The 22,716-nt window shown below is 72.1% G+C and carries 17 protein-coding genes; 13 read left to right on the forward strand and 4 right to left on the reverse strand.

The window, feature by feature from the left end; all coding sequences use genetic code 11:
- Positions 1-208: 208 nt before the first annotated feature.
- Positions 209-985 (forward strand): methyltransferase, encoded by a 777-nt coding sequence (locus ITI46_RS21480; protein ID WP_209241325.1) that lies wholly within the window; start codon positions 209-211, stop codon positions 983-985.
- A gap of 342 nt (positions 986-1,327) precedes the next feature.
- Entirely contained in the window at positions 1,328-1,762 is a 435-nt protein-coding gene (locus ITI46_RS21485; RefSeq protein WP_209241326.1) for an SCO2097 family morphological protein, read from the forward strand.
- A 178-nt stretch (positions 1,763-1,940) separates the two neighbouring features.
- On the opposite strand, the gene ITI46_RS21490 is transcribed toward ITI46_RS21485, so the two are convergent.
- From ITI46_RS21490 to ITI46_RS21505, 4 genes are all read right to left on the reverse strand, one after another.
- The gene (locus ITI46_RS21490) at positions 1,941-4,334 is read right to left on the reverse strand and encodes a transglutaminase TgpA family protein (RefSeq protein ID WP_209241327.1); all 2,394 of its coding nucleotides are present in this window, start codon (positions 4,332-4,334) and stop codon (positions 1,941-1,943) included.
- Entirely contained in the window at positions 4,331-5,776 is a 1,446-nt protein-coding gene (locus ITI46_RS21495) for a DUF58 domain-containing protein (RefSeq protein ID WP_209241328.1), read from the reverse strand. Before ITI46_RS21495 ends, ITI46_RS21490 begins: the two co-directional genes overlap by 4 nt.
- Entirely contained in the window at positions 5,776-6,870 is a 1,095-nt protein-coding gene (locus tag ITI46_RS21500; protein ID WP_209241329.1) for an AAA family ATPase, read from the reverse strand. The genes ITI46_RS21495 and ITI46_RS21500 overlap by 1 nt, the downstream gene beginning before the upstream one ends.
- A gap of 162 nt (positions 6,871-7,032) precedes the next feature.
- Positions 7,033-7,560 carry a beta-class carbonic anhydrase gene (locus ITI46_RS21505; RefSeq protein ID WP_209241330.1) on the reverse strand — a complete coding sequence of 176 codons (528 nt, stop codon included), beginning with the start codon at positions 7,558-7,560 and terminating at the stop codon, positions 7,033-7,035.
- Between the two features lie 461 nt (positions 7,561-8,021).
- On the opposite strand from ITI46_RS21505, the gene rsmH reads away from it, so the two are divergent.
- The 11 genes from rsmH to ftsZ all read left to right on the forward strand — a co-directional run.
- On the forward strand, positions 8,022-8,948 hold the full coding sequence (gene rsmH, locus ITI46_RS21510; protein WP_209241339.1) for a 16S rRNA (cytosine(1402)-N(4))-methyltransferase RsmH: 927 nt from the start codon (positions 8,022-8,024) through the stop codon (positions 8,946-8,948).
- A 25-nt stretch (positions 8,949-8,973) separates the two neighbouring features.
- Positions 8,974-9,354 (forward strand): cell division protein FtsL, encoded by a 381-nt coding sequence (gene ftsL, locus ITI46_RS21515; protein ID WP_209241331.1) that lies wholly within the window; start codon positions 8,974-8,976, stop codon positions 9,352-9,354.
- A 65-nt stretch (positions 9,355-9,419) separates the two neighbouring features.
- Positions 9,420-11,420, forward strand: a complete 2,001-nt coding sequence (locus tag ITI46_RS21520; RefSeq protein ID WP_209241340.1) for a peptidoglycan D,D-transpeptidase FtsI family protein — start codon at positions 9,420-9,422, stop codon at positions 11,418-11,420.
- Positions 11,421-11,432: 12 nt separating this feature from the next.
- Positions 11,433-13,310: a Mur ligase family protein gene (locus tag ITI46_RS21525; protein ID WP_372452024.1), complete on the forward strand. Its 1,878-nt coding sequence runs from the start codon at positions 11,433-11,435 to the stop codon at positions 13,308-13,310.
- Positions 13,307-14,740: a UDP-N-acetylmuramoyl-tripeptide--D-alanyl-D-alanine ligase gene (locus ITI46_RS21530; RefSeq protein ID WP_209241333.1), complete on the forward strand. Its 1,434-nt coding sequence runs from the start codon at positions 13,307-13,309 to the stop codon at positions 14,738-14,740. Before ITI46_RS21525 ends, ITI46_RS21530 begins: the two co-directional genes overlap by 4 nt.
- Positions 14,741-14,742: 2 nt before the next feature.
- A complete protein-coding gene (mraY, locus tag ITI46_RS21535) occupies positions 14,743-15,807 on the forward strand; it encodes a phospho-N-acetylmuramoyl-pentapeptide-transferase (RefSeq protein ID WP_209241341.1) in 1,065 nt (354 codons plus the stop codon).
- A gap of 95 nt (positions 15,808-15,902) precedes the next feature.
- Positions 15,903-17,306 carry a UDP-N-acetylmuramoyl-L-alanine--D-glutamate ligase gene (gene murD, locus ITI46_RS21540; protein WP_247746364.1) on the forward strand — a complete coding sequence of 468 codons (1,404 nt, stop codon included), beginning with the start codon at positions 15,903-15,905 and terminating at the stop codon, positions 17,304-17,306.
- 50 nt (positions 17,307-17,356) lie between these two features.
- A complete protein-coding gene (gene ftsW, locus ITI46_RS21545; protein ID WP_209241335.1) occupies positions 17,357-18,754 on the forward strand; it encodes a putative lipid II flippase FtsW in 1,398 nt (465 codons plus the stop codon).
- A 6-nt stretch (positions 18,755-18,760) separates the two neighbouring features.
- Positions 18,761-19,855, forward strand: coding sequence for an undecaprenyldiphospho-muramoylpentapeptide beta-N-acetylglucosaminyltransferase (gene murG, locus ITI46_RS21550; protein WP_209241336.1), 1,095 nt, complete (start codon positions 18,761-18,763; stop codon positions 19,853-19,855).
- Positions 19,856-20,029: 174 nt separating this feature from the next.
- A complete protein-coding gene (locus ITI46_RS21555; RefSeq protein ID WP_372452025.1) occupies positions 20,030-20,848 on the forward strand; it encodes a cell division protein FtsQ/DivIB in 819 nt (272 codons plus the stop codon).
- 717 nt (positions 20,849-21,565) lie between these two features.
- The coding region (gene ftsZ, locus ITI46_RS21560) for a cell division protein FtsZ (protein WP_209241338.1) at positions 21,566-22,716 on the forward strand (1,151 nt) is incomplete at its 3' end.

The raw sequence follows: 22,716 nt of genomic DNA on the forward strand, positions 1-22,716 counted from the left end.
GGCCCACCCCGCTCACCCGACCCCGGCTCACCCGTCCTCGCCCTGGGGCCGGAGAGTGGGATGAGCCGCCAGACGAGCCACGGGGCGGCGGCCTGCGGCGTCACCTGCGGCACGACCCGGCAGGCAGCCAGGGGCCCGCCGGGCGGATCAGCCGCGGCCGGAGGCAATAGGGTGGGAACTGCCCGTCCCTGAGCCGAGGAGCAGCCGCATGTCCCGCCCCAGCGCAACCCTCCGGACCGCAGTGGTCTGGGACGTCCTCAGGGGAGCCCTCGACCAGCGCGCCAAACTGGCGGACCGCGCCGAGCTGGAAGTGCTCGACACCGGCGGTGGCACCGGCAACTTCGCGGTGCCCGTCGCCCGGCTCGGCCACCGGGTCACCGTCGTCGACCCCAGCCCCGACGCCCTCTTCGCGCTGGAGCGGCGCGCAGCCGAGGCAGGCGTGGCCGACCGGGTGCGCGGCGTCCAGGGCGATGTGCGCGGCCTCTTCGACGTCGCCGAGCGCGGCGGCTACGACGCGGTGCTCTGCCACGGCGTCCTTGAGTACGTGGACGACCCTGCCGAGGGCCTCGGCAACGCCGTCGCCGCGCTGCGCGAGGCCGGCGGCACACTCAGCGTGCTGGCCTCGGGGCTGGGTGGAGCGGTGCTGGCGCGGGCGCTGGCCGGGCACTTCACCGAGGCGCGGCACGCCCTCACCTCGCCCGGCGGCCGCTGGGGCGAGAGCGACCCCATGCCCCGCCGCTTCACGCCCGAGCAGCTCACCGCGCTGGTGACCAGCACCGGGCTCGAGGTGATCTCCGTACACGGCGTACGGGTCTTCGCCGACCTGGTGCCCGGCGCGCTCGTGGACACCGAGCCGGACGCGCTGGATGCCCTTGCCAGGCTGGAGGCGGCTGCCGCCGAGCTGCCCGACTTCCAGTCGATCGCCAGCCAGCTGCATGTGCTCGCCGAGATCCCGCCCGGCGCTGCCCGGGGCATCAGCCGCTGACTGCCCGGCGCCATCTTCCGCACCGCGCATTGCGCGGCGGCTCATGGGTACTCACGCAGCTCGGTGGGCCTTCACGCCCGCTGGGAGCGCCGGGGGCCTGAACGGGGGCTCTTTGCGCGACCGCCCGATCAGCCGCTACGCGCCGTATGATCGAGGCACACCGTCCGGCATGGCGGAAAGGTGGTGCGGGAATGAACGGAACACGCCGTGGGCACCCCGCCGTTATATCGGGTGTGGTGGGACGAATTGGCGTAGAGGGGCGGGTTTCACGGGGGCGATTCCCTGCCTATCCTGAAAGAGTCGCATCCGGTCGCCCCCGCGACCGACGAGTAGGAGGACTCCGTGCCGCTCTCTGAGCACGAGCAGCGGATGCTCGAGCAGATGGAGCGAGCGCTGTACGCCGAAGATCCCAAGTTCGCGACAGCGCTCGAGGGAAGTGAGCTGCGCCGGTACACCCGCAAGCGGGTCTACCAAGCGGTTGCGGGCTTTCTGGTGGGTATCGCGCTCCTCATGGCCGGAATGGTCGCTCAGCAGATCTGGATCAGCGTCGTCGGCTTCCTGGTGATGCTGGGCTGCGCGGTTCTCGCGGTGACAGGATGGCGGAAGGCCCCCAAACAGGGCGAAGGCCAGGCCCAGGGCGAGGGCCAAGCCCAGGGCCGGTCTCCACAGGGGTCCGGATCCGGTCGCCGACAGCAGCCACGGAGCCGCAAGTCGATGATGTCCCGGATCGAGGAACGGTGGCAGCGCCGCCGCGACGAGGGTCACGGCCACCACTGAGCCCGACGCCCCGCTGACGCCGCACACACGCGACCCCTCGCCCCTCTTGCCGCTGCGCCTGCTCCTGCCGCAGCGGCGCTCGGCAATGACGTAGCAGCTCGGCGGTGCCGGACCCACCTCTACCGGTGAGTTCGGCACCGCCGAGCTGCTGCTTGTTGCCTCCCGCTGTCGGGGGCCCCTATTTGGCGAGCCGCGGCCGGGTGAGCGCCCGTGCCCAGCGGACCCGCAGCGCCCTGCCGCGGCGGCGCGCCGACCACACGAGCCGGGCAGTCGAGGGCGGCAGCAGCAGTGCGCGGATCCGCACGGTGCGGGGCGCGGCGGCGCGGAGCCCGGCGCGAATACGGCGTACCTCGTCCGCGGTTCCCGGCGCTGCCCGCGGGACGGGCGCGTACAGCACCTGCTCCACCGCGAGGGCCACCCGCTGCGTCGCCTCGGCCTCCTCGGGTCCGAGCTGTCCGATCCTGGTCAGCCGCTCGGCGGCCGTGCGCGGGGTTGCGGAGTCCTCCGGGAGGATTCCGTAGTCCCAGCCGGTGTCGATCAGCTCCTGCCAGGCGACCAGCACGGCCTCCGGGCTGCCTGAAGTGGAGCCGCGGGCGCGCAGCCGTCTGGAGCGTCTGCGCATCCGCAACAGCATCGGCAGCGACAACAACCCCAGCACTGCCAGACCGCTGCCGCCCAGAGCAGCGATGGTGCCCACGGGCGGGCCCTCGGCGGAGCTGCCCGACCCGGGGGCCGGGGCCGCCATCCCGCACTCAGGGTCGGCCTGCTTCTGCTGTGCGCTGCACGACTGCGAGGGGGACGGGCCGGCCGAGGGCTCGTCGTCCTGGTTCCGGTCGGGCAGCGCCTCGCTGGGGTTCTGGTCGGCGTCCGGCGAGTCCGGCTGGGCGTAGGGCGGGGTGCTGCCCCGGGTGGGGGTGGGCTCGAACCGGGTCCAGCCGACGCCTTCGAAGTACAGCTCGGGCCAGGCGTGCGCGTCCTGGAAGCCGACCTCCATCTTGCCGTCGCCGCGCGCCGTGCCCGGGGTGAAGCCGACCGCGACCCGGGCCGGGATGCCCAGGGTGCGGGCCATCGAGGCCATGGCGAAGGAGAAGTGGACGCAGAAGCCCTCTTTCTGCTTCAGGAAGTCGGCGATGGCGTTGACGCCGGTCCCCGCGGCCACTTCGGTGTCGTAGCTGAAGCCGCCCTTGCTCGCGAACCAGTCCTGGAGCAGCACCGCGCGGTCGTAGTCGTCCTTCGCGCCCCGGGTGACCTTGCGTGCGGTCTTCGGTACGACGGCCGGCAGCGAGCGGGGGACTTCCGTGTACTCGCGTTTGAGCCCGGGCGGCGGCGCGGGGGCGTTCCGCAGCTGTTCGGCGGTGGGCTGCACCTGGAGGCTGTCGACGCTGTAGCGCAGGCCGCGGGTGGTCTGCTTGTCGTAGCCGACCAGGGTGCGGCCCTCGGGCTCGAAGCGCCACTTGCCGCCGACCTGTACCCGGCTCGCCGGATACGGCATCGGCAGCCAGTCCTGTGCGTACGCGTCACTGGCCTGGACGGTGACGCTGACCGTGCGGGTCCGTACGTCGGGGCCCAGGCCGCGCGGGGTCGGCAGCGGGTCGGGGATCTCGCCGATGCGCCGTTCGGAGGGCTTCCACTGGGCGCCGTCGAACTTGTCGAGCGCGACGATCCGCAGGTAGAGGTCCTTGTCGTCGCCGTCGGCCGTGTAGACGAGCGCCGTGCGGTTCTGCGGCTGGTTGAGGCTGTCCTTGAGGGCGACCACCGGGTTGACGGCGGAGACCGTGCCGCCGCCCTTGTTGCCGCCGCCCCCGCCGCCGGTGCCCATGTCGTCGAGCAGTCCGCCGCTCAGCGAGGGCAGCGCCGCGGGCACCACCAGCGAGATGCCCAGCGCCAGCACGCCGATCCGCCGCCCGGTGCGTACCGGCGCCATGGCCGGGCCGCCGACGCTGCCGGGCTGGTGCGGTGCGGCACCCGGCCGTGACCGGTCGGTGAACAGGCGGCCCCACTGGGAGAGCCGCTCGCGCCCCTCCGCCAGCAGGAGCAGCAGATAGCCGCCCGCCGCGCACAGGAACCACAGCCAGCGGGCGCCGCCCTGGGAGAGCCCGGCGGCCACCGAGTACAGGGCCAGCAGCGGCAGCCCGGCGGGCGCCGCGCTGCGGTACGTCACCGCGACGGTGTCCACGAGCAGGCCGATGGCGAGCACGCCCCCGACGAGCATCAGCCGTATGCCGTCGGTCAGCGGCGCCGGTATCGCGTACCGGCTCACGTCCTGGACGCCCTGCTCGAACAGGGTGCCGAAGTGGCCGAAGCTCGCCGGGCTGGGCAGGAAGCCGGCCGGCGCGTACTCCCGTGCGAAGACGAAGGTGAGCAGCAGCAGCGAGACGACGGCCTGCGCCAGCACCGTCAACGGGCGGGCCAGCGGCACCCGGCGGGTGGCCGCTCCCACCCCGGTCTGTACGGCTGTCAGCAGCGCGGCCTGCAGCAGCCAGGTCGCCGGGTCGACCAGCGGCAGCAGCGCGCAGGACGCGGCGAGGGTCGCCAGCGCGGCGCAGAGTGCGAGCCTTCCCCGTCCGCTCATCGTTCCAGCCCCCTCGTGCCGGCGTTGTCGGCCTCTTGCCAGAGCGCGGCCATGGTTGTTCCGGGACCGCCGGGCAGCGCCGTCCACCCGGCCTCGCGCAGGACGCGCAGCCGGCCGTCCTCAGGCGGCGGCGCGGACGGCGCGGACGGCGGCGCGGACGGTGGCGCGGCGCTCCCCACGGTCCGGGCCCCGGTGGGCACCGCGCAGAAGGCCACGGCGCCGTCGGAGCGCTGCCGCATCCGGCCGACCGTGAGGGCCTGTTCCTCGTCCAGCGTGCCGAGGAAGGCGACCAGCAGCCCCTCGCGCCCGGCCGTTCCGCCGCGCAGCGCGTCGAAGGCGCCGGACAGGCCCTGCTCCTGCGAGTGTTCGACCACGGCGAGGGTGTCCAGGAGCAGCCCCGCCGTGTCCGAGGCGTCCGAGAGAAGGCCCCCGCTCTCCAGCCCCGGCGCGGCCGCCCCGGTGTCGGTCAGCAGCCGTACCGAGTAGCCCCGTTCCAGCAGATGCATACAGACGGATGCGGCGGCCGCGACCGCCCACTCGAAGGGCGAGTCGGGCCCTGAGCCTGGGTAGGCGGCGCGGCGGGTGTCCAGCAGTACGGTGCAGCGCGCCTGCTGCGGCTGTTCCTCGCGGCGCACCATCAGTTCGCCGTAGCGCGCCGTCGAGCGCCAGTGGACCCGGCGCAGGTCGTCGCCGTGCCGGTAGCCCCGCGGGATCACATCGTCGTCCCCGGCCAGCGCGAGCGCGCGCTGCCGCCCCTCGCCGTAGCCGCTGGTCTCACCCGTCAGCCGGGCCGGCGGCAGCGGCTCTATGGGCGGTACGACGGTGAGGGTGTCGTAGGTGCTGAAGGAGCGGGTCAGTTCGCACATGCCGAACGGGTCGGTCAGCCGCAGCTGGAGAGGGCCCAGCGGATAGCGTCCGCGCAGGTCGGAGCGGACCCGGTAGGAGACCTCGCGCCGCCCGCCCGGCTCCACCCTGTCCAGTACGAACCGGGGGCGCGGGCCGAGCACGTAAGGCACCCGGTCCTGGAGCATCAGCAGCCCGGTGGGCAGCCGGGAGATGTTGTCGATCCGCAGGCGCACCCGCGCCTCCGAGCGGGCCGGCACCCGGGAGGGCGACAGCTTGCGGTAGCCCGCCACGCGGTAGCGGGTGCGGTGCAGCACCAGTACGCACACCAGCGGCAGCACCGCCAGCAGTGCGCCGACCCGCAGCAGTTCGTCCTGGCCCAGCACATACGCGCACAGCACCGCCGCCAAACCAGCCGCCAGGAACGAGCGGCCCCGGGTGGTGAGCCCGCCGAACGCCAGCCGCAGCGACCCCCGTCTCTCCCCGCCGCCGTCCGCGCCGTTGCCGCCGTGCGGCCCCGTACCGCTGTACGCGCCCGTACCGCTGTACGGCCCCGCGCCTGGGGCCGGCGGTGCCCCGGGGGGCGGTCCGAAGGACATCAGTAGCCCCGCGGCTGCCCGGTGTGCGGCAGGCCCGGCGGGGGCTGTTGTCCGGGCGGCTGTGGCTGCGCGTAGGGACCCGGCGCCGCGGGCGCGCCCGGTGCCGTGCCCGGCGCCGCGGGGCCCGGGCCGATGGCGGGCACGGGCACCCGCCCCAGGATCTCGGTCACCACCTGCTCGGCGGTACGGCGGTTCAACTGCGCCTGCGCGGTGGGCAGCAGACGGTGCGCCAGCACCGGGACCGCCAGCGACTGCACATCGTCGGGCAGCGCGAACTCCCGCCCCGCGAGCGCCGCCGACGCCTTGGAGGCCCGCAGCAGATGCAGCGTCGCGCGCGGCGAGGCACCCAGCCGCAGCTCGGCGTGCGACCGGGTGGCGGCCACCAGTTCGACCGCGTACCGCCGCACCGCGTCAGAGACATGCACGCCCCGTACGGTCTCGATCAGCTTGGCGACCTCGTGCGCGTGCGCCACCGGCTGGAGGTCGTCCAACGGCGAGGCCCCGCCGTGCACATCGAGCATCTCCAGCTCGGCCGCCGGGCTCGGATAGCCGATGGAGACCCGCGCCATGAACCGGTCCCGCTGCGCCTCGGGCAGCGGGTAGGTGCCCTCCATCTCCACCGGGTTCTGGGTGGCGACGACCATGAACGGGTCGGGCAGTTGGTAGGTCTGCCCGTCGATGGTGACCTGGCGCTCCTCCATGGACTCCAGCAGCGCCGACTGGGTCTTGGGCGAGGCGCGGTTGATCTCGTCGCCGATCACGATCTGCGCGAAGACGGCGCCGGGCTTGAACTCGAAGTCCTTGCGCTGCTGGTCGTAGACGCTGACCCCGGTGATGTCGGAGGGCAGCAGATCGGGCGTGAACTGGATGCGGCGCACCGAGCAGTCGACGGCCTTGGCCAGCGCCTTGGCGAGCATCGTCTTGCCGACGCCGGGCACGTCCTCGATCAGCAGGTGCCCTTCCGCCAGCAGCACCGTCAGCGAGAGCCGGACGACTTCGGGTTTTCCCTCGATCACCGACTCGACACAGCGGCGCACCTCACCCGCTGTGGCGCTCAGCTCGCTAAGGTTCGCCCGCTCGTCATAGGTCGTCACCGGCCCTCCTCGGCCCCATCCCCGTTTGTACGTGCCCGCGGCGTCCGCCCCGCGTCCGCTCCAGCGGGCCCTGCAGTGTGCGCTGTCGCATATTCTTCACGGCGACGGGGCCTTCCGTCACTCTCCCGGGTGTCCCGGGCCCACCGGCGCGAGCCGCCCGGCTCAGGCCGGGGCGATCTCGCGCAGCAGACCCGTCGTCACGTCGAAGACGAAGCCGCGTACGTCGTCCCGGTGGGGCAGGAACGGCGAGGTCCGTACGCGCTCGATCGACTGGCGCACGTCCTGGTCCAGGTCCTTGAAGGCCTCGACAGCCCAGGACGGCCGCTGGCCCACTTCCAGTTCCAGCTCGTGCCGGAAATCTTCGGTGAGGTTCAGCAGTCCGCAGCCGGTGTGGTGGATGAGCACCACGGACCGGGTGCCCAGGGCGCGCTGGCTGATGGTGAGGGAGCGGATGATGTCGTCGGTGACGACGCCGCCGGCGTTGCGGATGGTGTGACAGTCGCCCAGCTCCAGGCCGAGCGCGGCGTGCAGGTCCAGCCGGGCGTCCATGCAGGCGACGACGGCCACCTTGCGGACCGGGCGGGCGTCCATCCCGGGGTCGGTGAACGCACGCGCGTACTCCTGGTTCGCCGCCACGAGCTCGTCGGTCACGGACGGTCCGGACTGGGGGTGAGGTGCGGGTATCGACATGTGTATGACGTTAGACGCTCCGGCGGTGGGCGGCCTGTCCGGAGAGCGGCGAAAACGGGCGGCTCGCCGCGGTGTGAGGTAACCCACAGGTCCCCCGCAGCCCCTTTTCTTCCGCCCCGCGACGCCGTCGCGGGGCGGATGTCAGCCGCCGTCACGAGGCGCCTGCTCCCATAGGCGGACGCGCCTGGTCCCGTAGTTGACCGAGGGGACGAGTGGACTAAAGTGACGCGAAGTGGGAGGCGACGAACGCTCCCCAAGGACCCCGATTCCCCTCGCGAGCGCGGGCGCGCACGTGCGGCTCGGCCTCCTCCCGCTCCAGGCCTCCGGCGCCCGTTCGGCGCGGGTGGCCGCTCCCCTTCGAGCGGGCGGGGACCAAGGAGCATGTGCACGGTGCCCGCCAGATCTGAGAGGGCACAGTGACCACCAACGAGCGGCCCATCGGCGAACTGCACAACCCGGTGATGCTCCGGCGCACCCTGGACCTGCTCGCCCCGGCCCTCGCCGAGCCCGGCGCCACCGTCGTGGACTGCACTCTCGGCCTCGGCGGCCACAGCGAGGCGCTGCTGGCCACCTTCCCCTCGGCCCGTCTCATCGGCCTGGACCGGGACACCGCCGCGCTCGAACTCGCGGGCGAGCGACTGGCCCCGTACGCGGACCGTGCCACCCTGGTGCACGCCGTCTACGACGAGCTGCCGCAGGTGCTGGCCCGGCTGGACGTCCCCCGGGTCCAGGGCGTGCTGTTCGACCTCGGCGTCTCCTCGCTCCAGCTGGACGAGGCGGACCGCGGCTTCGCCTACGCCCAGGACGCCCCGCTGGACATGCGGATGGACCAGACCAAGGGCCTCAGCGCCGCCGAGGTTCTCAACACCTACGCGCCCGGCGACCTGGTGCGCATCCTGCGTGCGTACGGCGAGGAGAAGCAGGCCCGCCGCATCGTCGAGGCCATCGTGCGGGAGCGCGAGAAGGAACCGTTCTCCCGCAGCGCCCGGCTGGTCGAGGTGATCCGTGACGCGCTGCCGCAGGCCGCCAAGCGCACCGGCGGCAACCCGGCGAAGCGCACCTTCCAGGCGCTGCGCATCGAGGTCAACGGAGAGCTGACGGTGCTGGAGCGGGCACTGCCCGCCGCGCTCGATCTGCTCGCCGTCGGCGGCCGGATGGCCGTCCTGGCGTACCACTCGCTGGAAGACCGGCTGGTCAAACAGCTGTTCGCCGCCGGTTCGCGCAACACCGCCCCGTCCGGACTGCCGGTGGTGCCCGAGCAGTACCAGCCCAGGCTGCGGCTGCTGACCCGCGGTGCCGAGCTGCCCACCGACGAGGAGATCGCCGAGAACCGCCGGGCCGCCCCGGCCAGACTGCGGGCCGTCCAGCGCATCAGGGAGGCGACATGACCGCCCGCCGCACGAGGGAGGCGACATGACCGCACAGCAGCGCATCGCGCGGCTGGCCAGACTGATGCCCGCCGGGAACACCCCGGCAGCCCGTGCCCCGTTCGTCCTGCTGGTCGTCCTGCTGCTGGGCAGCGGACTGCTGGCGCTGCTGCTGCTGAACGCCTCCCTCAACAAGGGCTCCTTCCAGCTGGACCGGCTGGCGAAGGAGACCGAGGAACTGACGGACCAGCAGCAGGCCCTCCAGCAGGAGGTGGACCGCTACTCGGCGCCCGACCAGCTGGCCAGGCGCGCCCGCGAGCAGGGCCTGGTCCCCAGCGGCAACCCCGTCTTCCTCCGCCCGGACGGCACCGTGCGCGGCACGCCGGGCAGGGCGCCCGGCGAGGACACCGAGCAGGAGGGCCCGTGACCGAGCGCTCCCGCGAGCCGGGCGGCAGCGCCCGCCGGACCTCCGGCCAGGCCGGCCGGAGCCGGGTGCCACGCCCCGGGCGCGAGGCCCCTGCTTCCCGTACGGCAGCACGCCCGGCCTCCCGTACGGCTACGACCGCCAAGGGCGCGCGGCAACCGGCGGCGGGGCGGGGCGGCGGCGGTGGCCGTCCCCCGCAGGGTGGCCGTCCTCCGCACGGTGGCGGCTCTGCGCCGCTGCGGCTGGTGAACCCGCGGCCCCGGCTGCGGCTGGTCGCCGTCGGGCTGACGCTGGTCATCCTGGCCTTCACCGTACGGCTGCTCCAGGTGCAGGCCATCGACGCGAGCGCGTACGCGGACAAGGCCGCCGTCAACCGCTACATCACCGTCCCGCTCGCCGCCGAGCGCGGCGCCATCACCGCCCGGGACGGCTCCGCGCTGGCCGGCACGGTGGACGCCTACGACATCACCGCCGACCCGTATCTGCTCAGCCCCGAGCAGACGAAGATCAAGGACGCCCCGGAGCGGGCTGCCAGGATCCTCGCCCCGCTGCTGGGCCAGGACCGCACGGAGCTGGCCGGGAAGCTGTCCAGGTCCGGTACCCGCTACGTCCTGCTCGCCCGCCAGCAGACCCCGCAGACCTGGCGGAAGATCAAGAAGCTCAAGGCCCGGCTGGCCGCCGAGGCGAGCGCGGCTCCCAAGGGCGAGAAGCCCAATGTGCTGGCCGGGATCTACCAGGAGAAGCACGCCAAGCGCGTCTACCCGAACAAGGACCTGGCCGCCGGCGTGCTCGGCTTCGTCAACTCCGACGGCAAGGGCGGTGCCGGGCTGGAGGCGATGCTGGACGACAAGCTGGTGGGCGAGAACGGCAAGATCACCTACGCCCAGTCCGGCGGCCGCCAGGTCCCCACAGCGGGCGTCCGCGAGCAGGAGGCCGAGCCGGGCTCCGACGTGGAGCTCACGCTGGACCGGGACATCCAGTGGTCCGCACAGCGGGCGATCTCCGACCAGGTGGAGAAGTCGCACGCCGACAGTGGCTACGTCATCGTCCAGGACACCAGAACCGGCCAGCTGCTCGGCATGGCTGGAGCGCCGGGGTTCGACCCGAACGACATCCGCGGCGCGAAGGTGGACTCTTTCGGCAACCCCGCGGTCCAGGACGTCTACGAACCCGGCTCCACCAGCAAGGTCATGTCGATGGCTGCCGTACTGGAGGAGGGCAAGGCCACCCCCACCACGGCCGTCACCGTGCCCAACCGGCTCAAGCGCGCCGACCGCGCCTTCGCCGACGACATCGACCACCCCACCTGGCACCTGACCCTCAACGGTGTCCTGGCCAAGTCGAGCAACATCGGCACCATCCTCGCCACCGAACAGCTCGGCAAGACACAGAAAGAGGCCAACCAGGTCCTCTACCGCTATCTGCGCAAGTTCGGCATCGGCCGGCCCACCGGGCTCGGCTTCCCCGGCGAGACGGACGGCCTGCTGGCCAGGCCCGGCAAGTGGAGCGACTCCCAGCAGTACACGATCCCCTTCGGCCAGGGCCTCTCCCTCAACGCCGTACAGGCCGCCTCCATCTACTCCACCATCGCCAACGGCGGCGAGCGGATCGAACCCACCGTCGTCCGCGGCACCACGGGCCCCGACGGGCGGTACGAGCCCGCGGACCCGCCCGCCAAGCGCCGGGTCGTCAGCGAGAAGACCGCCAAGACCCTCTCCAGGATGCTGGAATCGGTGGTGTCCGACATGGAGGGCACCGGCACCACGGCGAAGATCCCCGGCTACCGCGTCGCGGGCAAGACCGGTACGGCCAACCGGGTGGACCCGAAGACCGGCCGCTATCACGGCTACACCGCCTCCTTCGCCGGGTTCGCGCCCGCCGACAAGCCGCGGATCACCGTCTACTGCGCGGTCCAGAACCCCAAGAAGGGCAGCTACTTCGGCAGCGACGTATGCGGCCCCGTCTACAAGAAGGTCATGAAGTTCTCCCTCAAGAGTCTCCAGATCCCCCCGACCGGGGCCAAGCCCGCGCGGCTCCCCGTGCTCGCGGGCAAGGGCCGGAACGGCTGAGCCATGCGCCACGTGAGAACGATCACTGACAGTGAGTACAACCCCCAGGGATCGGCCCCGCCGCGCCCCTCGCTTCGCGGCGCGACCGCCCCGCCCGGTACGCTCACCGCCGTGCCACAAGCTGATCAGACCTCCCCCGAGTCCTTCCCCGGGCCGCCCCGCCCCACGCGGGTCGTGCCCGTCCCGCTCGCGGAGCTGGCCCGAGAGCTGGATGCCGACGACCCCGGCGCTCCGGTGTCCGGCTCCACCGGCGCGCGCGAAGGGGTGTCCGTCACCGGCATCACCCACGACTCGCGCGCCGTACGCCCCGGCGACATCTACGCCGCGCTGCCCGGCGCCCGGCTGCACGGCGCCGACTTCGTGGAGCAGGCCCAGACGCTGGGCGCCGTGGCCGTGCTGACCGACCCGGGCGGCACCGAGCGCGCCGCGGCCACCGGGCTGCCGGTGCTGACCGTGCCCGACCCGCGCGGCCGGATGGGACAGCTGGCCGCCGCCATCTACGGCACCCCCGGCGCCGACCTGCTCCAGATCGGCATCACGGGCACCTCCGGCAAGACGACGACCGCGTACCTGGTGGACGGGGGGCTGCGGAAGGCGACGCAAAAGGGCGAGCCACGCGAAGCGTGTCCTGCGAAGGGCGGTGGTGGGCGACGGGCGGGCGGACTCACGGGGCTGATCGGTACCGTCGAGTCGCGGATCGGCGACGAGCGGATCAAGTCCGAGCGCACCACACCGGAAGCCACCGATCTGCAGGCGCTGTTCGCGGTGATGCGCGAGCGCGGCGTCAGCTCGGTGACGATGGAGGTCTCCAGCCACGCGCTGGTCCTCGGCCGGGTCGACGGCTGCGTCTTCGACGTCGCGGTCTTCAACAACCTCAGCCCCGAACACCTGGACTTCCACCGGGACATCGAGGACTACTTCCAGGCCAAGCGGCAGCTGTTCACCCCCGAGCGCTCGCGGGCCGCAGTGGTCAACTTCGACGACGAGTACGGCTTCCGGCTGCTGGGCGAGCTGAAGGAAGAAGGCTTCCCCGTCACCAGCTTCTCCGCCGAGGGGCACCCCGACGCGGACTGGCGCGCCGAGGACGTGGAGGTCGGCCCGCTCGGCTCGACGTTCACCGCGGTGGGGCCCGGCGGCCAGAAGGTGCCGGCCGCCGCGCCGATCGCCGGGCCGTTCAACGTCGCCAACGCGCTGGCCGCGCTCACCGCGCTGGTCGCCGCCGGGATCGACGCGGACACGGCCGCCGAGGGCATCGGCACCGTGCCCGGGGTCCCCGGCCGGCTGCAGCGGGTGGACGCGGGCCAGGACTACCTCGCCATCGTCGACTACGCGCACAAACCGGACGCCGTCGAGTCCGTGCTCTACGCCGTCCGCAAGGTCACCGACGGCGCCGTGCACGCGGTGCTGGGCTGCGGCGGCGACCGCGACCCGCACAAGCGCCCCGCCATGGGCGCCGCGCTCGCCCGGCTGTCCGACACCGCGGTGCTCACCTCGGACAACCCCCGCTCCGAGGACCCCCTCGCCATCCTCGCCACCATGCTCGGCGGCGCTGCCGAGGTCCCGGCACACGAGCGCGGAACCGTGCTCCTGGAGGAGGACAGGGCCGCCGCCATCAAGGCCGCCGTCGCCCGCGCCGAACCAGGCGACACCGTGCTGGTGCTGGGCAAGGGCCACGAACAGGGCCAGGACATCGCCGGCGTGCTGCGGCCCTTCGACGACGTCCAGGTCCTGTACGACACCATCCGCGCCCGCGCGGCCGAACGCCCCCAGGCTTCACCCGCTGCCGCCGCACCGGCGGCACCCGCACCCTCGCCCTCGTCTCCCTCCTACTCCTCGACCTCTTCCGCCCCCCTCGCCACGAATCACCGGACAGACGACCAGAACCGATGATCCCCCTCTCCCTCGCAGAGATCGCCGCCCTCACCGGCGGACGGCAGCACGACATAACGGACCCGGAAGCGCGGATCACCGGGCCGGTGGTGATCGACTCCCGGGAGGCGGGCCCCGGCACGCTGTTCGCGGCGTTCGCCGGTGAGCGCGCCGACGGCCACGACTTCGCCGCCTCCGCCGTCGCCTCCGGCGCCGTCGCCGTGCTCGCCACCCGCCCCGTGGGCGCCCCGGCGGTCGTCGTCGACGACGTCACCCGCGCCCTGGGCGCCCTGGCCCGGCACGCCGTCAACAAGCTCGGCACCCAGGTGGTGGCGCTGACCGGGTCCAGCGGCAAGACCAGCACCAAGGACCTCATCGCCCAGCTACTGGGACGGCTGGGCCCCACGGTGTGGCCGGAAGGCTCGCAGAACAACGAGATCGGCCTGCCGCTGACGGCCCTGCGCGCCGATGAGACCACCCGGCACCTGGTGCTGGAGATGGGCGCACGCGGCATCGGCCACATCCGCTACCTCACCGAACTGACCCCGCCCAGGATCGGCGTCGTCCTCAACGTCGGTACGGCGCACATCGGCGAGTTCGGCGGGCGCGAGCAGATCGCCCAGGCCAAGGGCGAGCTGGTGGAGACGCTGCCGACGGCGGACGACGGGGGAGTGGCGGTGCTCAACGCCGACGACCCGTACGTCCGCGCCATGGCCGCCCGTACCAGCGCCCGGGTGCTGTTCTTCGGTGAGGACCCGGAAGCGGACGTACGGGCCGAAAACGTGCGGTTGTCGGATCGTGGCACACCAGCTTTCACCCTTCACACACCTACCGGGTGCGGCGATGTGACCATGCGCCTGTACGGTGAGCATCACGTGTCGAACGCGCTCGCCGCGGCGGCCGTCGCCCACCAACTGGGCATGCCTGCTGGGGACATCGCCGACGCGCTCTCCTCCGCGAGCTCGCTCTCCCGTTGGCGGATGGAGGTCACCGAGCGCGCCGACGGCGTCACGGTCGTCAACGACGCCTACAACGCCAACCCCGACTCCATGCGGGCCGCGCTCAGGGCGCTGTCCGCCATGGGCGAGGCGGCGAAGGCCCGGGGGGGCCGGACCTGGGCGGTGCTGGGCGAGATGGCCGAGCTCGGCGACGATGCGCTCGCCGAGCACGACGCGATCGGACGGCTCGCCGTCCGGCTCAACGTCAGCAAGCTCGTGGCAGTCGGAGGCCGGGAGGCCGCCTGGCTCGACATGGGTGCCAAGAACGAGGGTTCGTGGGGTGAGGAGTCGGTGCATGTGTCCGGCACTGAGGCGGCCGTCGAGCTGCTGCGGGGTCAGCTGCGCGCGGGGGATGTCGTACTGGTGAAGGCTTCCCGGTCGGTGGGCCTGGAGAAGGTGGCGGCCGCCCTCCTCGAGGACGGCTCCGGGGAGGGTGAGGGCTCCGCCCGATGACGATGAAGCAGATCCTCTTCTCCGGGGTCATCGGACTCTTCCTGTCCCTGATCGGGACCCCCCTGCTGATCAAACTGCTCGCCCGGCGCGGCTACGGCCAGTTCATCCGGGACGACGGCCCGCGCAACCACCACAGCAAGCGCGGCACCCCCACCATGGGCGGTATCGCCTTCATCCTGGCCACCATCCTGGCCTACGTCCTCACCAAGCTCATCACGGGCGAGCAGCCCAGCTTCTCCGGCGTGCTGGTGCTCTTCCTGTTCGCCGGTATGGGCCTGGTCGGCTTCCTGGACGACTACATCAAGATCGTCAAGCAGCGCAGTCTGGGGCTGCGGGCCAAGGCGAAGATGGCCGGCCAGCTCATCGTCGGTGTCGCCTTCGCGCTGCTCGCGCTCAGCTTCGAGGACGCGCGGCAGCTGACCCCGGCCTCCACCAAGCTCTCCTTCACCCAGGACTTCGGCTGGGCGCTGCCGCCGGTGCTGTTCGTGGTCTGGGCGCTGTTCATGATCCTGGCGATGTCCAACGGCGTGAACCTCACCGACGGCCTCGACGGTCTGGCGACCGGCGCCTCGGTGATGGTCTTCGGCGCCTATGTGTTCATCTGCGTATGGGAGTACCAGGAGTCCTGCGCGCACATCGCCACCGCGGGGCCCGGCTGTTACGAGGTACGGGACCCACTCGACCTGGCCGTCGTCGCCGCCGCGCTGATGGGCGCCTGTTTCGGCTTCCTGTGGTGGAACACCTCGCCCGCGAAGATCTTCATGGGTGACACCGGCTCCCTCGCCCTCGGCGGCGCGCTGGCGGGGCTGGCCATCTGCTCGCGGACCGAACTGCTGCTGGCGATCCTCGGCGGTCTGTTCGTGCTGATCACCATGTCCGTGGTGATCCAGGTCGGCTCCTTCCGGCTCACCGGCAAGCGGGTCTTCAAGATGGCTCCGCTCCAGCACCACTTCGAGCTGAAGGGGTGGTCCGAGGTCCTTGTGGTGGTCCGGTTCTGGATCATCCAGGGCATGTGCGCCATCGTCGGCGTCGGCATCTTCTACGCGGGCTGGGCGGCGAGCAAGTGAGCAGCGGGCACAGGACGGACCGGACAAATCTGACGAAGCTCTCCGAGGAGCTGTCCGGCAAGCACGTCACCGTCGCCGGTCTCGGCGTCAGCGGCATGCCGGCGGCCAAGGTGCTGCACCGTCTCGGGGCCCGCGTCACGGCTGTCAACGGCGGCGACGGCGAGGGGCCGCGCCGCCAGGCCGCCGAACTGGAGGCGCTCGGGGTCGGTGTCCGGCTCGGCGACGACCGTACGCTCCCCGAGGGCACCGAGCTGGTCGTCACCACGCCCGGCTTCAAGCCCAGCAGCCCGCTCTTCCGGGCAGCCGACGAGGCGGGCGTACCGGTGTGGGGCGATGTGGAGCTGGCCTGGCGGCTGCGCGGCCCCGACGCCGCGCCGTGGCTCGCCGTCACCGGCACCAACGGCAAGACCACCACCGTCCAGATGCTCGCCTGCATCCTGCGCGCCGCGGGACTGCGCACGGCCGCGGTCGGCAACATCGGCGTCTCCCTCATCGACGTCGTACTGGAACAGGAGCCCTACGCGGGCCTCGACGTGCTCGCCGTCGAGCTGTCCAGCTACCAGCTGCACTGGGCCCCGAGCCTGCGCCCGCACTCCGGCGCCGTGCTCAACCTCGCCCCCGACCACCTCGACTGGCACGGCTCGATGGAGGCGTACGCCGCCGCCAAGGGCCGGATCTACGAGGGCAACCAGGTCGCCTGCGTCTACAACGCCGACGACGCCCAGGACACGGCGGACACCGGCGTGCCCCGCACCGAGGACCTGGTGCGGGCCGCCGACGTGGTCGAGGGCGCCCGCGCCATCGGCTTCACCCTCGGCACCCCGGCCCCCTCCCAACTCGGCGTGGTCGAGAGCGTGCTGGTCGACCGGGCCTTCGTCGCGGACCGGCAGCAGCAGGCGCAGGAGCTGGCCGAGACCGGTGACATCACCCCCGCGGCCCCGCACAACATCGCCAACGCGCTCGCGGCGGCTGCCCTGGCCCGCGCCTTCGGCGTACCGCCCGCTGCCGTACGCGACGGACTGCGCGCCTTCACCCCGGACGCGCACCGCATCACCCACGTCGCCGAGGCGGGCGGCATCTCCTACGTGGACGACTCCAAGGCCACCAACACCCACGCGGCCGAGGCGTCACTGGCGGCCTACGAGTCGATCGTGTGGATCGCGGGCGGACTGGCCAAGGGTGCTACGTTCGACGAACTCGTCGCCGCGTCCGCGCCCAGGCTGCGCGGCGTGGTGCTGATGGGCGCCGACCGGCAGCTGATCGCCGAAGCCCTCGCGCGACACGCGCCCGATGTTCCCGTGGCCGACCTCGAACGCACGGACACTGGGGCGATGGCGGAGGCCGTCCGCCGAGCGACGTCGCTGGCGCGCCCCGGCGATACCGTACTCCTGGCCCCCGCGTGCGCCTCGATGGACATGTTCGTCAATTACAACGCGCGCGGCGACGCGTTCGCCGAGGCGGTCAGGGCCCTCGCCGCCGAAGGCAGCAGCCAGCAGTAGACCCGCTCCTCACGCCGGCCGAGGACGCGGGCGAGACGGAGGGGATTCGGATGACGGCGCGATCCGCCAAACCGCCCACGCCCCGGCGCGCGAGAAGCCAACCCGCGCCCATGCGCCCACCGAAGCACCTCGGAACACCTCCGGGTACCTCGGCACCGCAGCGGCTCTACGCCCGCGCCAAGCGCGCCTGGGACCGGCCGTTGACGGCGTATTACCTGATTCTGGGCGGCAGTCTGCTCATCACCGTCCTCGGCCTGGTGATGGTCTTCTCCGCCTCGCAGATCCAGGCGCTCCAGTCCGGGCTGGCCTCCACCTACTACTTCCGCAAACAGCTGGTGGCCGCTGTGCTCGGTACGGCGCTGCTGGTGGCCGCTTCCCGGATGCCGGTACGGCTGCACCGCGGGCTGGCCTATCCGCTGCTGACCGTCTCCATCTTTCTGATGTGCCTGGTGCAGGTGCCGGGTATAGGGCAGGAGGTGAACGGGAACCAGAACTGGATCTATCTGGGCGGCCCGTTCCAGCTCCAGCCCAGCGAGTTCGCCAAGCTGGCCCTCGTGCTGTGGGGCGCCGACCTGCTGGCCCGCAAGGGCGAGCGGAAGATGCTCACCCAGTGGAAGCACTTGCTGGTGCCGCTGGTGCCGGTCTCCCTGCTGCTGCTCGCGCTCATCATGCTCGGCGGCGACATGGGAACCGCGCTCATCCTGGCCGCCGTGCTGTTCGGACTGCTGTGGCTGGCGGGCGCTCCGACCCGGCTGTTCACCGGTGTCCTGGTGGCCGGCCTCACCGCCGCCGCGCTGCTGGTCACCTCCAGCCCCAACCGGATGTCCCGGCTCGGCTGCATCGGCGCCACCGATCCCGGGCCCGACGACCAGTGCTGGCAGGCCGTGCACGGGATCTATGCGCTGGCCTCCGGCGGCTGGTTCGGTTCCGGACTGGGGGCGAGTGTGGAAAAATGGGGTCAACTCCCCGAACCCCATACCGACTTCATCTTCGCCGTGACCGGGGAGGAACTCGGACTGGCGGGGACGCTGTCGGTACTCGCCCTCTTCGCGGCTCTAGGCTATGCGGGTATCCGCGTGGCCGGACGCACGGAGGAACCCTTCGTCAGGTATGCCGCGGGAGGAGTGACGACGTGGATCATCGCGCAGGCGGTGATCAACGTGGGTGCTGTGCTCGGTCTGCTGCCCATCGCCGGCGTCCCTCTCCCGCTGTTCTCCTACGGTGGGTCCGCCCTGTTGCCGACGATGTTCGCTGTCGGACTGCTGATCGCCTTCGCGCGCAGCGACCCGGCGGCACGCGCTGCCCTGGCCGTGCGGCAGCCCGCCCTGTGGCAGCGCACGTCAAGGGGAGGGCTGGCAGGGGTGCTGCGATCGCGGAGCACCCCCGGCCGGAAGAGAGAGAAGACGATGAGACGGCGCGCCGGAAGGCCGCCGTCCGGAGAGCGGTGAAACAGCGTGCACGTCGTACTCGCCGGTGGGGGGACCGCCGGCCACATCGAGCCCGCGCTCGCCCTCGCGGACGCCCTGCGCAGGCAGGACCCGACCGTGGGGATCACGGCCCTCGGTACCGAGCGCGGCCTGGAGACGCGGCTCGTGCCGGAGCGCGGTTACCAACTCGAGCTGATTCCGGCCGTTCCGCTGCCGCGTAAACCCACGCCCGAGCTGATCACCGTGCCCGGACGGCTGCGCGGCACCATCAAGGCCGCGGAGCAGATCCTGGAGAACACCAAGGCCGACTGCATCGTGGGCTTCGGCGGCTATGTGGCGCTGCCCGGCTATCTGGCGGCCAAGCGGGCCGGAGTGCCGATCGTCGTGCACGAGGCCAACGCCCGCCCGGGGCTCGCCAACAAGATCGGCTCCCGTTACGCGCACGGCGTCGCCGTCTCCACGCCCGACAGCAAGCTGCGCGGCGCCCGCTACGTCGGTATCCCGCTGCGCCGCTCCATCGCGACCCTCGACCGCTCCGCCGTACGGGCCGAGGCGCGTGCCTCGTTCGGGCTGGCTCCCAACCTGCCCACGCTGCTGGTCTCCGGCGGCTCGCAGGGCGCGCGCCGGCTCAACGAGGTCGTCCAGCAGGTCGTTCCGCACCTCCAGCGCGCCGGCATCCAGATCCTGCACGCGGTCGGCCCCAAGAACGAACTCCCCCACGTGGACCACATGCCCGGTATGCCGCCCTATGTGCCGGTACCGTATGTGGACCGGATGGACCTCGCGTACGCCGCGGCCGACATGATGCTCTGCCGCGCGGGCGCGATGACCGTGGCGGAGCTGTCGGCCGTCGGGCTGCCCGCCGCCTACGTACCGCTGCCGATCGGCAACGGCGAACAGCGGCTCAACGCCCAGCCGGTCGTCAAGGCGGGCGGCGGACTCCTCGTCGACGACGCGGAGCTGACGCCGGAGTGGATCCAGAGCAACGTGCTCCCGGTCCTCGCCGACCCGCAACGGCTCACCGCGATGTCGCGCGCGGCAGCCGAGTTCGGCCGTCCGGACGCCGATGAACTGCTTGTCGGCATGGTGTACGAGGCGATCGCCGCGCGCCGCCAGAGCTGATCCGGCGCGGCGCGGAAGCGGCAGCTCGCTGGGAACGCAGAAAGCAGGGTGGTCCTTGTGGTCAGAGCTGCCAGAGCCGTCAGGGCGACCGGGAAGCCGAAGGCGTCCAGGGGGCCGGAGGCGTCCGGCGAGGCGGGCGCCGGACGTCGGCGGAGCCGGAGCGCCGACCGGCGCGTGCAGGCCGACCCCAGCGCCGGTGCCCGCTCCGGCACCGGTCCCGGCAAGCGCGCCGAGGCCGGTGACCACGACCCCGGCAACCGGCCACGCCCGGAAGGGCTCAGAACGCGGCTCCGCTGGCGGCGCCTCCTTCTGCTGCTGCTCGCCCTCGCCGTTCCGCTGGGCGGCTTCGGCAGTTGGGTGCTGTACGGCTCGCCGTGGCTGCGCGTCGAGAGCGTCTCCGTCACCGGCACCCGGGTGCTCAGCGAAGCGGAAGTCTCCCGTGCGGCGGCGGTGCCCAAGGGTGCGCCGCTCATCACCGTCGACAGGGCGGCCCTGCAGCGGCGCGTGCGTGAGGCGCTGCCGCGCGTACGGGAGGTCACGGCGGAACGCTCGTGGCCGCACGGTGTCACGCTCGACGTGACGGAAAGACGGCCCGAACTGGCTATGGAGAGCGGCGGCAAATACACGGAAGTGGACGCCGAAGGCGTGCGATTCGCCACAGTCGGCAAGCCGCCAAAAGGCATTCCGCTTCTCGTGCTGGAACCGGACGAACGAGTCGACGAACGGTACTTCTCGGCGGCCCGGCTGCGGCGCGAAGCGGCCCGGATCACGCACGTCCTCCCCGATTCCGTCCACCGCGCCGTCCGCACCGTAAGGGTCCGCTCCTACGACAACGTTGCGCTGGAGCTGACGGAAGGCCGCACGGTGCGGTGGGGGAGCGCGGAGCGGGGGCGGGCGAAGGCGAAGGCGCTGACCGCGCTGCTGAAGGCCGCCGAGGACGCCACCCACTTCGATGTGACGGCCCCCAGCGCCCCGGCCGCGTCGGGCAGTTAGTCACGTTGTCCGCTGACCGGCCACGCCGGGGAGGGGCTGCCCCTGCCCGAAGCGTGCGGTCTGCGGGCGCGTTGTGGCTCGTCGCGCCGTTCCCCGCGCCCCTACGGGGCGCGTCCCCCGTGCCGGTACGCGGGTTCCCGGCGAGCCTTAACCCCCGTACCTCCAGCCGGGTTCGGCGAACGGTTGGACTCCGCCGCTCCGTGGCCGTGTCAGTTGACCCGAGCTGCCACACATGATCAGGCTGATGTCCTCACCGGAAGCCACCCGTCCCAGTTGACGCGTATCGCTGCTGGTGAGCACCCTGGATGGCTACTGCTCGGTCTGATCACATAGGGTTCTGCGTTCTCCCGGGGGATAACCCCCGTACCCCCAGCCGGGATCGGCGAAGGGGCGCGAGTATCCGGTGTGATGGACGGGGTTGTGGCCGACGGTTTGGCGAACGGCTGGAGTCTCCGCCGCCAGTGGCCGTGTCGGTTGACGCGTATCGCTGCTGGTGAGCACCCTGGATGGCTACTGCTCGGTCTGATCACATAGGGTGAAAAGAAAAACGGGAGGTTCGGCGTGTTCGTTGAACACCCAGCACTTGTCGACTTAGTGTCCGTTGCGAAGAGTCCAAGTAAGACAGGCACTGGTAACCCTAAACTTCACACTTAGGGTTCGGGTCGGCGTTCGAACCGCCCCACAGGGATACGTAACTCGAGGCGAGAGGCCTTCGACGTGGCAGCACCGCAGAACTACCTCGCAGTCATCAAGGTCGTCGGTATTGGCGGCGGTGGCGTGAACGCCATCAACCGGATGATCGAGGTCGGTCTCAAGGGCGTCGAGTTCATCGCGATCAACACTGACGCGCAAGCCCTGTTGATGAGCGACGCCGACGTCAAGCTCGACGTGGGCCGCGAGCTGACTCGCGGCCTCGGCGCCGGCGCCAACCCGGATGTCGGCCGCAAGGCCGCCGAGGATCACCGCGAGGAGATCGAGGAGGTCCTCAAGGGGGCCGACATGGTCTTCGTGACCGCGGGCGAGGGCGGTGGCACCGGCACCGGCGGCGCGCCCGTCGTGGCGAACATCGCCCGCTCGCTCGGCGCCCTCACCATCGGTGTCGTCACCCGTCCCTTCACCTTCGAGGGCCGCCGCCGCGCCAACCAGGCCGAGGACGGCATCGCGGGGCTGCGCGACGAGGTCGACACTCTGATCGTCATTCCGAACGACCGGCTGCTGTCCATCTCTGACCGCCAGGTCAGCGTGCTGGACGCCTTCAAGTCGGCGGACCAGGTGCTGCTCTCCGGTGTTCAGGGCATCACCGACCTCATCACCACGCCGGGTCTGATCAACCTCGACTTCGCCGACGTCAAGTCCGTGATGTCCGAGGCCGGGTCCGCACTCATGGGCATCGGCTCGGCCCGCGGGGACGACCGCGCGGTGGCGGCCGCCGAGATGGCCATCTCCTCGCCGCTGCTGGAGGCATCCATCGACGGGGCGCGGGGCGTGCTGCTCTCCATCTCCGGCGGTTCGGACCTCGGGCTGTTCGAGATCAATGAGGCGGCCCAGCTGGTGAGCGAGGCGGCCCACCCCGAGGCGAACATCATCTTCGGTGCCGTCATCGACGACGCGCTCGGCGACGAGGTACGGGTCACCGTCATCGCGGCCGGGTTCGACGGCGGCCAGCCGCCCTCGAAGAAGGGGGAGAAGGCGCTCGGCCAGTCCTCGTCCGCCGCTTCCTCCGCCGCGCCCTCGTACAAGGACGAACCGTCCGCCCCCTCCGCTGACCCGGAGCCCGAGCGCCCGTCGTTCAGCGGTCTCGGCTCGGTCGCCCCGCCGCGCGAGGAGGACACCCCGCCCCGCCCGGAGCCCGCGCCGGTGGGCGAGGT

Source organism: Streptomyces oryzae (assembly GCF_017676365.1).
GTDB classification, from domain to species: Bacteria; Actinomycetota; Actinomycetes; order Streptomycetales; family Streptomycetaceae; genus Streptomyces; species Streptomyces oryzae.

Coding starts and splice junctions, on each gene's coding strand:
- ITI46_RS21505 (WP_209241330.1), bottom strand. CDS start 7,560: ATGTCGATACCCGCACCTCACCCCCAGTCCGGACCGTCCGTGACCGAC.
- ITI46_RS21480 (WP_209241325.1), top strand. CDS start 209: ATGTCCCGCCCCAGCGCAACCCTCCGGACCGCAGTGGTCTGGGACGTC.
- ITI46_RS21530 (WP_209241333.1), top strand. CDS start 13,307: ATGATCCCCCTCTCCCTCGCAGAGATCGCCGCCCTCACCGGCGGACGG.
- ITI46_RS21495 (WP_209241328.1), bottom strand. CDS start 5,776: ATGTCCTTCGGACCGCCCCCCGGGGCACCGCCGGCCCCAGGCGCGGGG.
- ftsL (WP_209241331.1), top strand. CDS start 8,974: ATGACCGCACAGCAGCGCATCGCGCGGCTGGCCAGACTGATGCCCGCC.
- ftsW (WP_209241335.1), top strand. CDS start 17,357: ATGACGGCGCGATCCGCCAAACCGCCCACGCCCCGGCGCGCGAGAAGC.
- murD (WP_247746364.1), top strand. CDS start 15,903: ATGCCGGCGGCCAAGGTGCTGCACCGTCTCGGGGCCCGCGTCACGGCT.
- ITI46_RS21490 (WP_209241327.1), bottom strand. CDS start 4,334: ATGAGCGGACGGGGAAGGCTCGCACTCTGCGCCGCGCTGGCGACCCTC.
- rsmH (WP_209241339.1), top strand. CDS start 8,022: ATGCTCCGGCGCACCCTGGACCTGCTCGCCCCGGCCCTCGCCGAGCCC.
- mraY (WP_209241341.1), top strand. CDS start 14,743: ATGAAGCAGATCCTCTTCTCCGGGGTCATCGGACTCTTCCTGTCCCTG.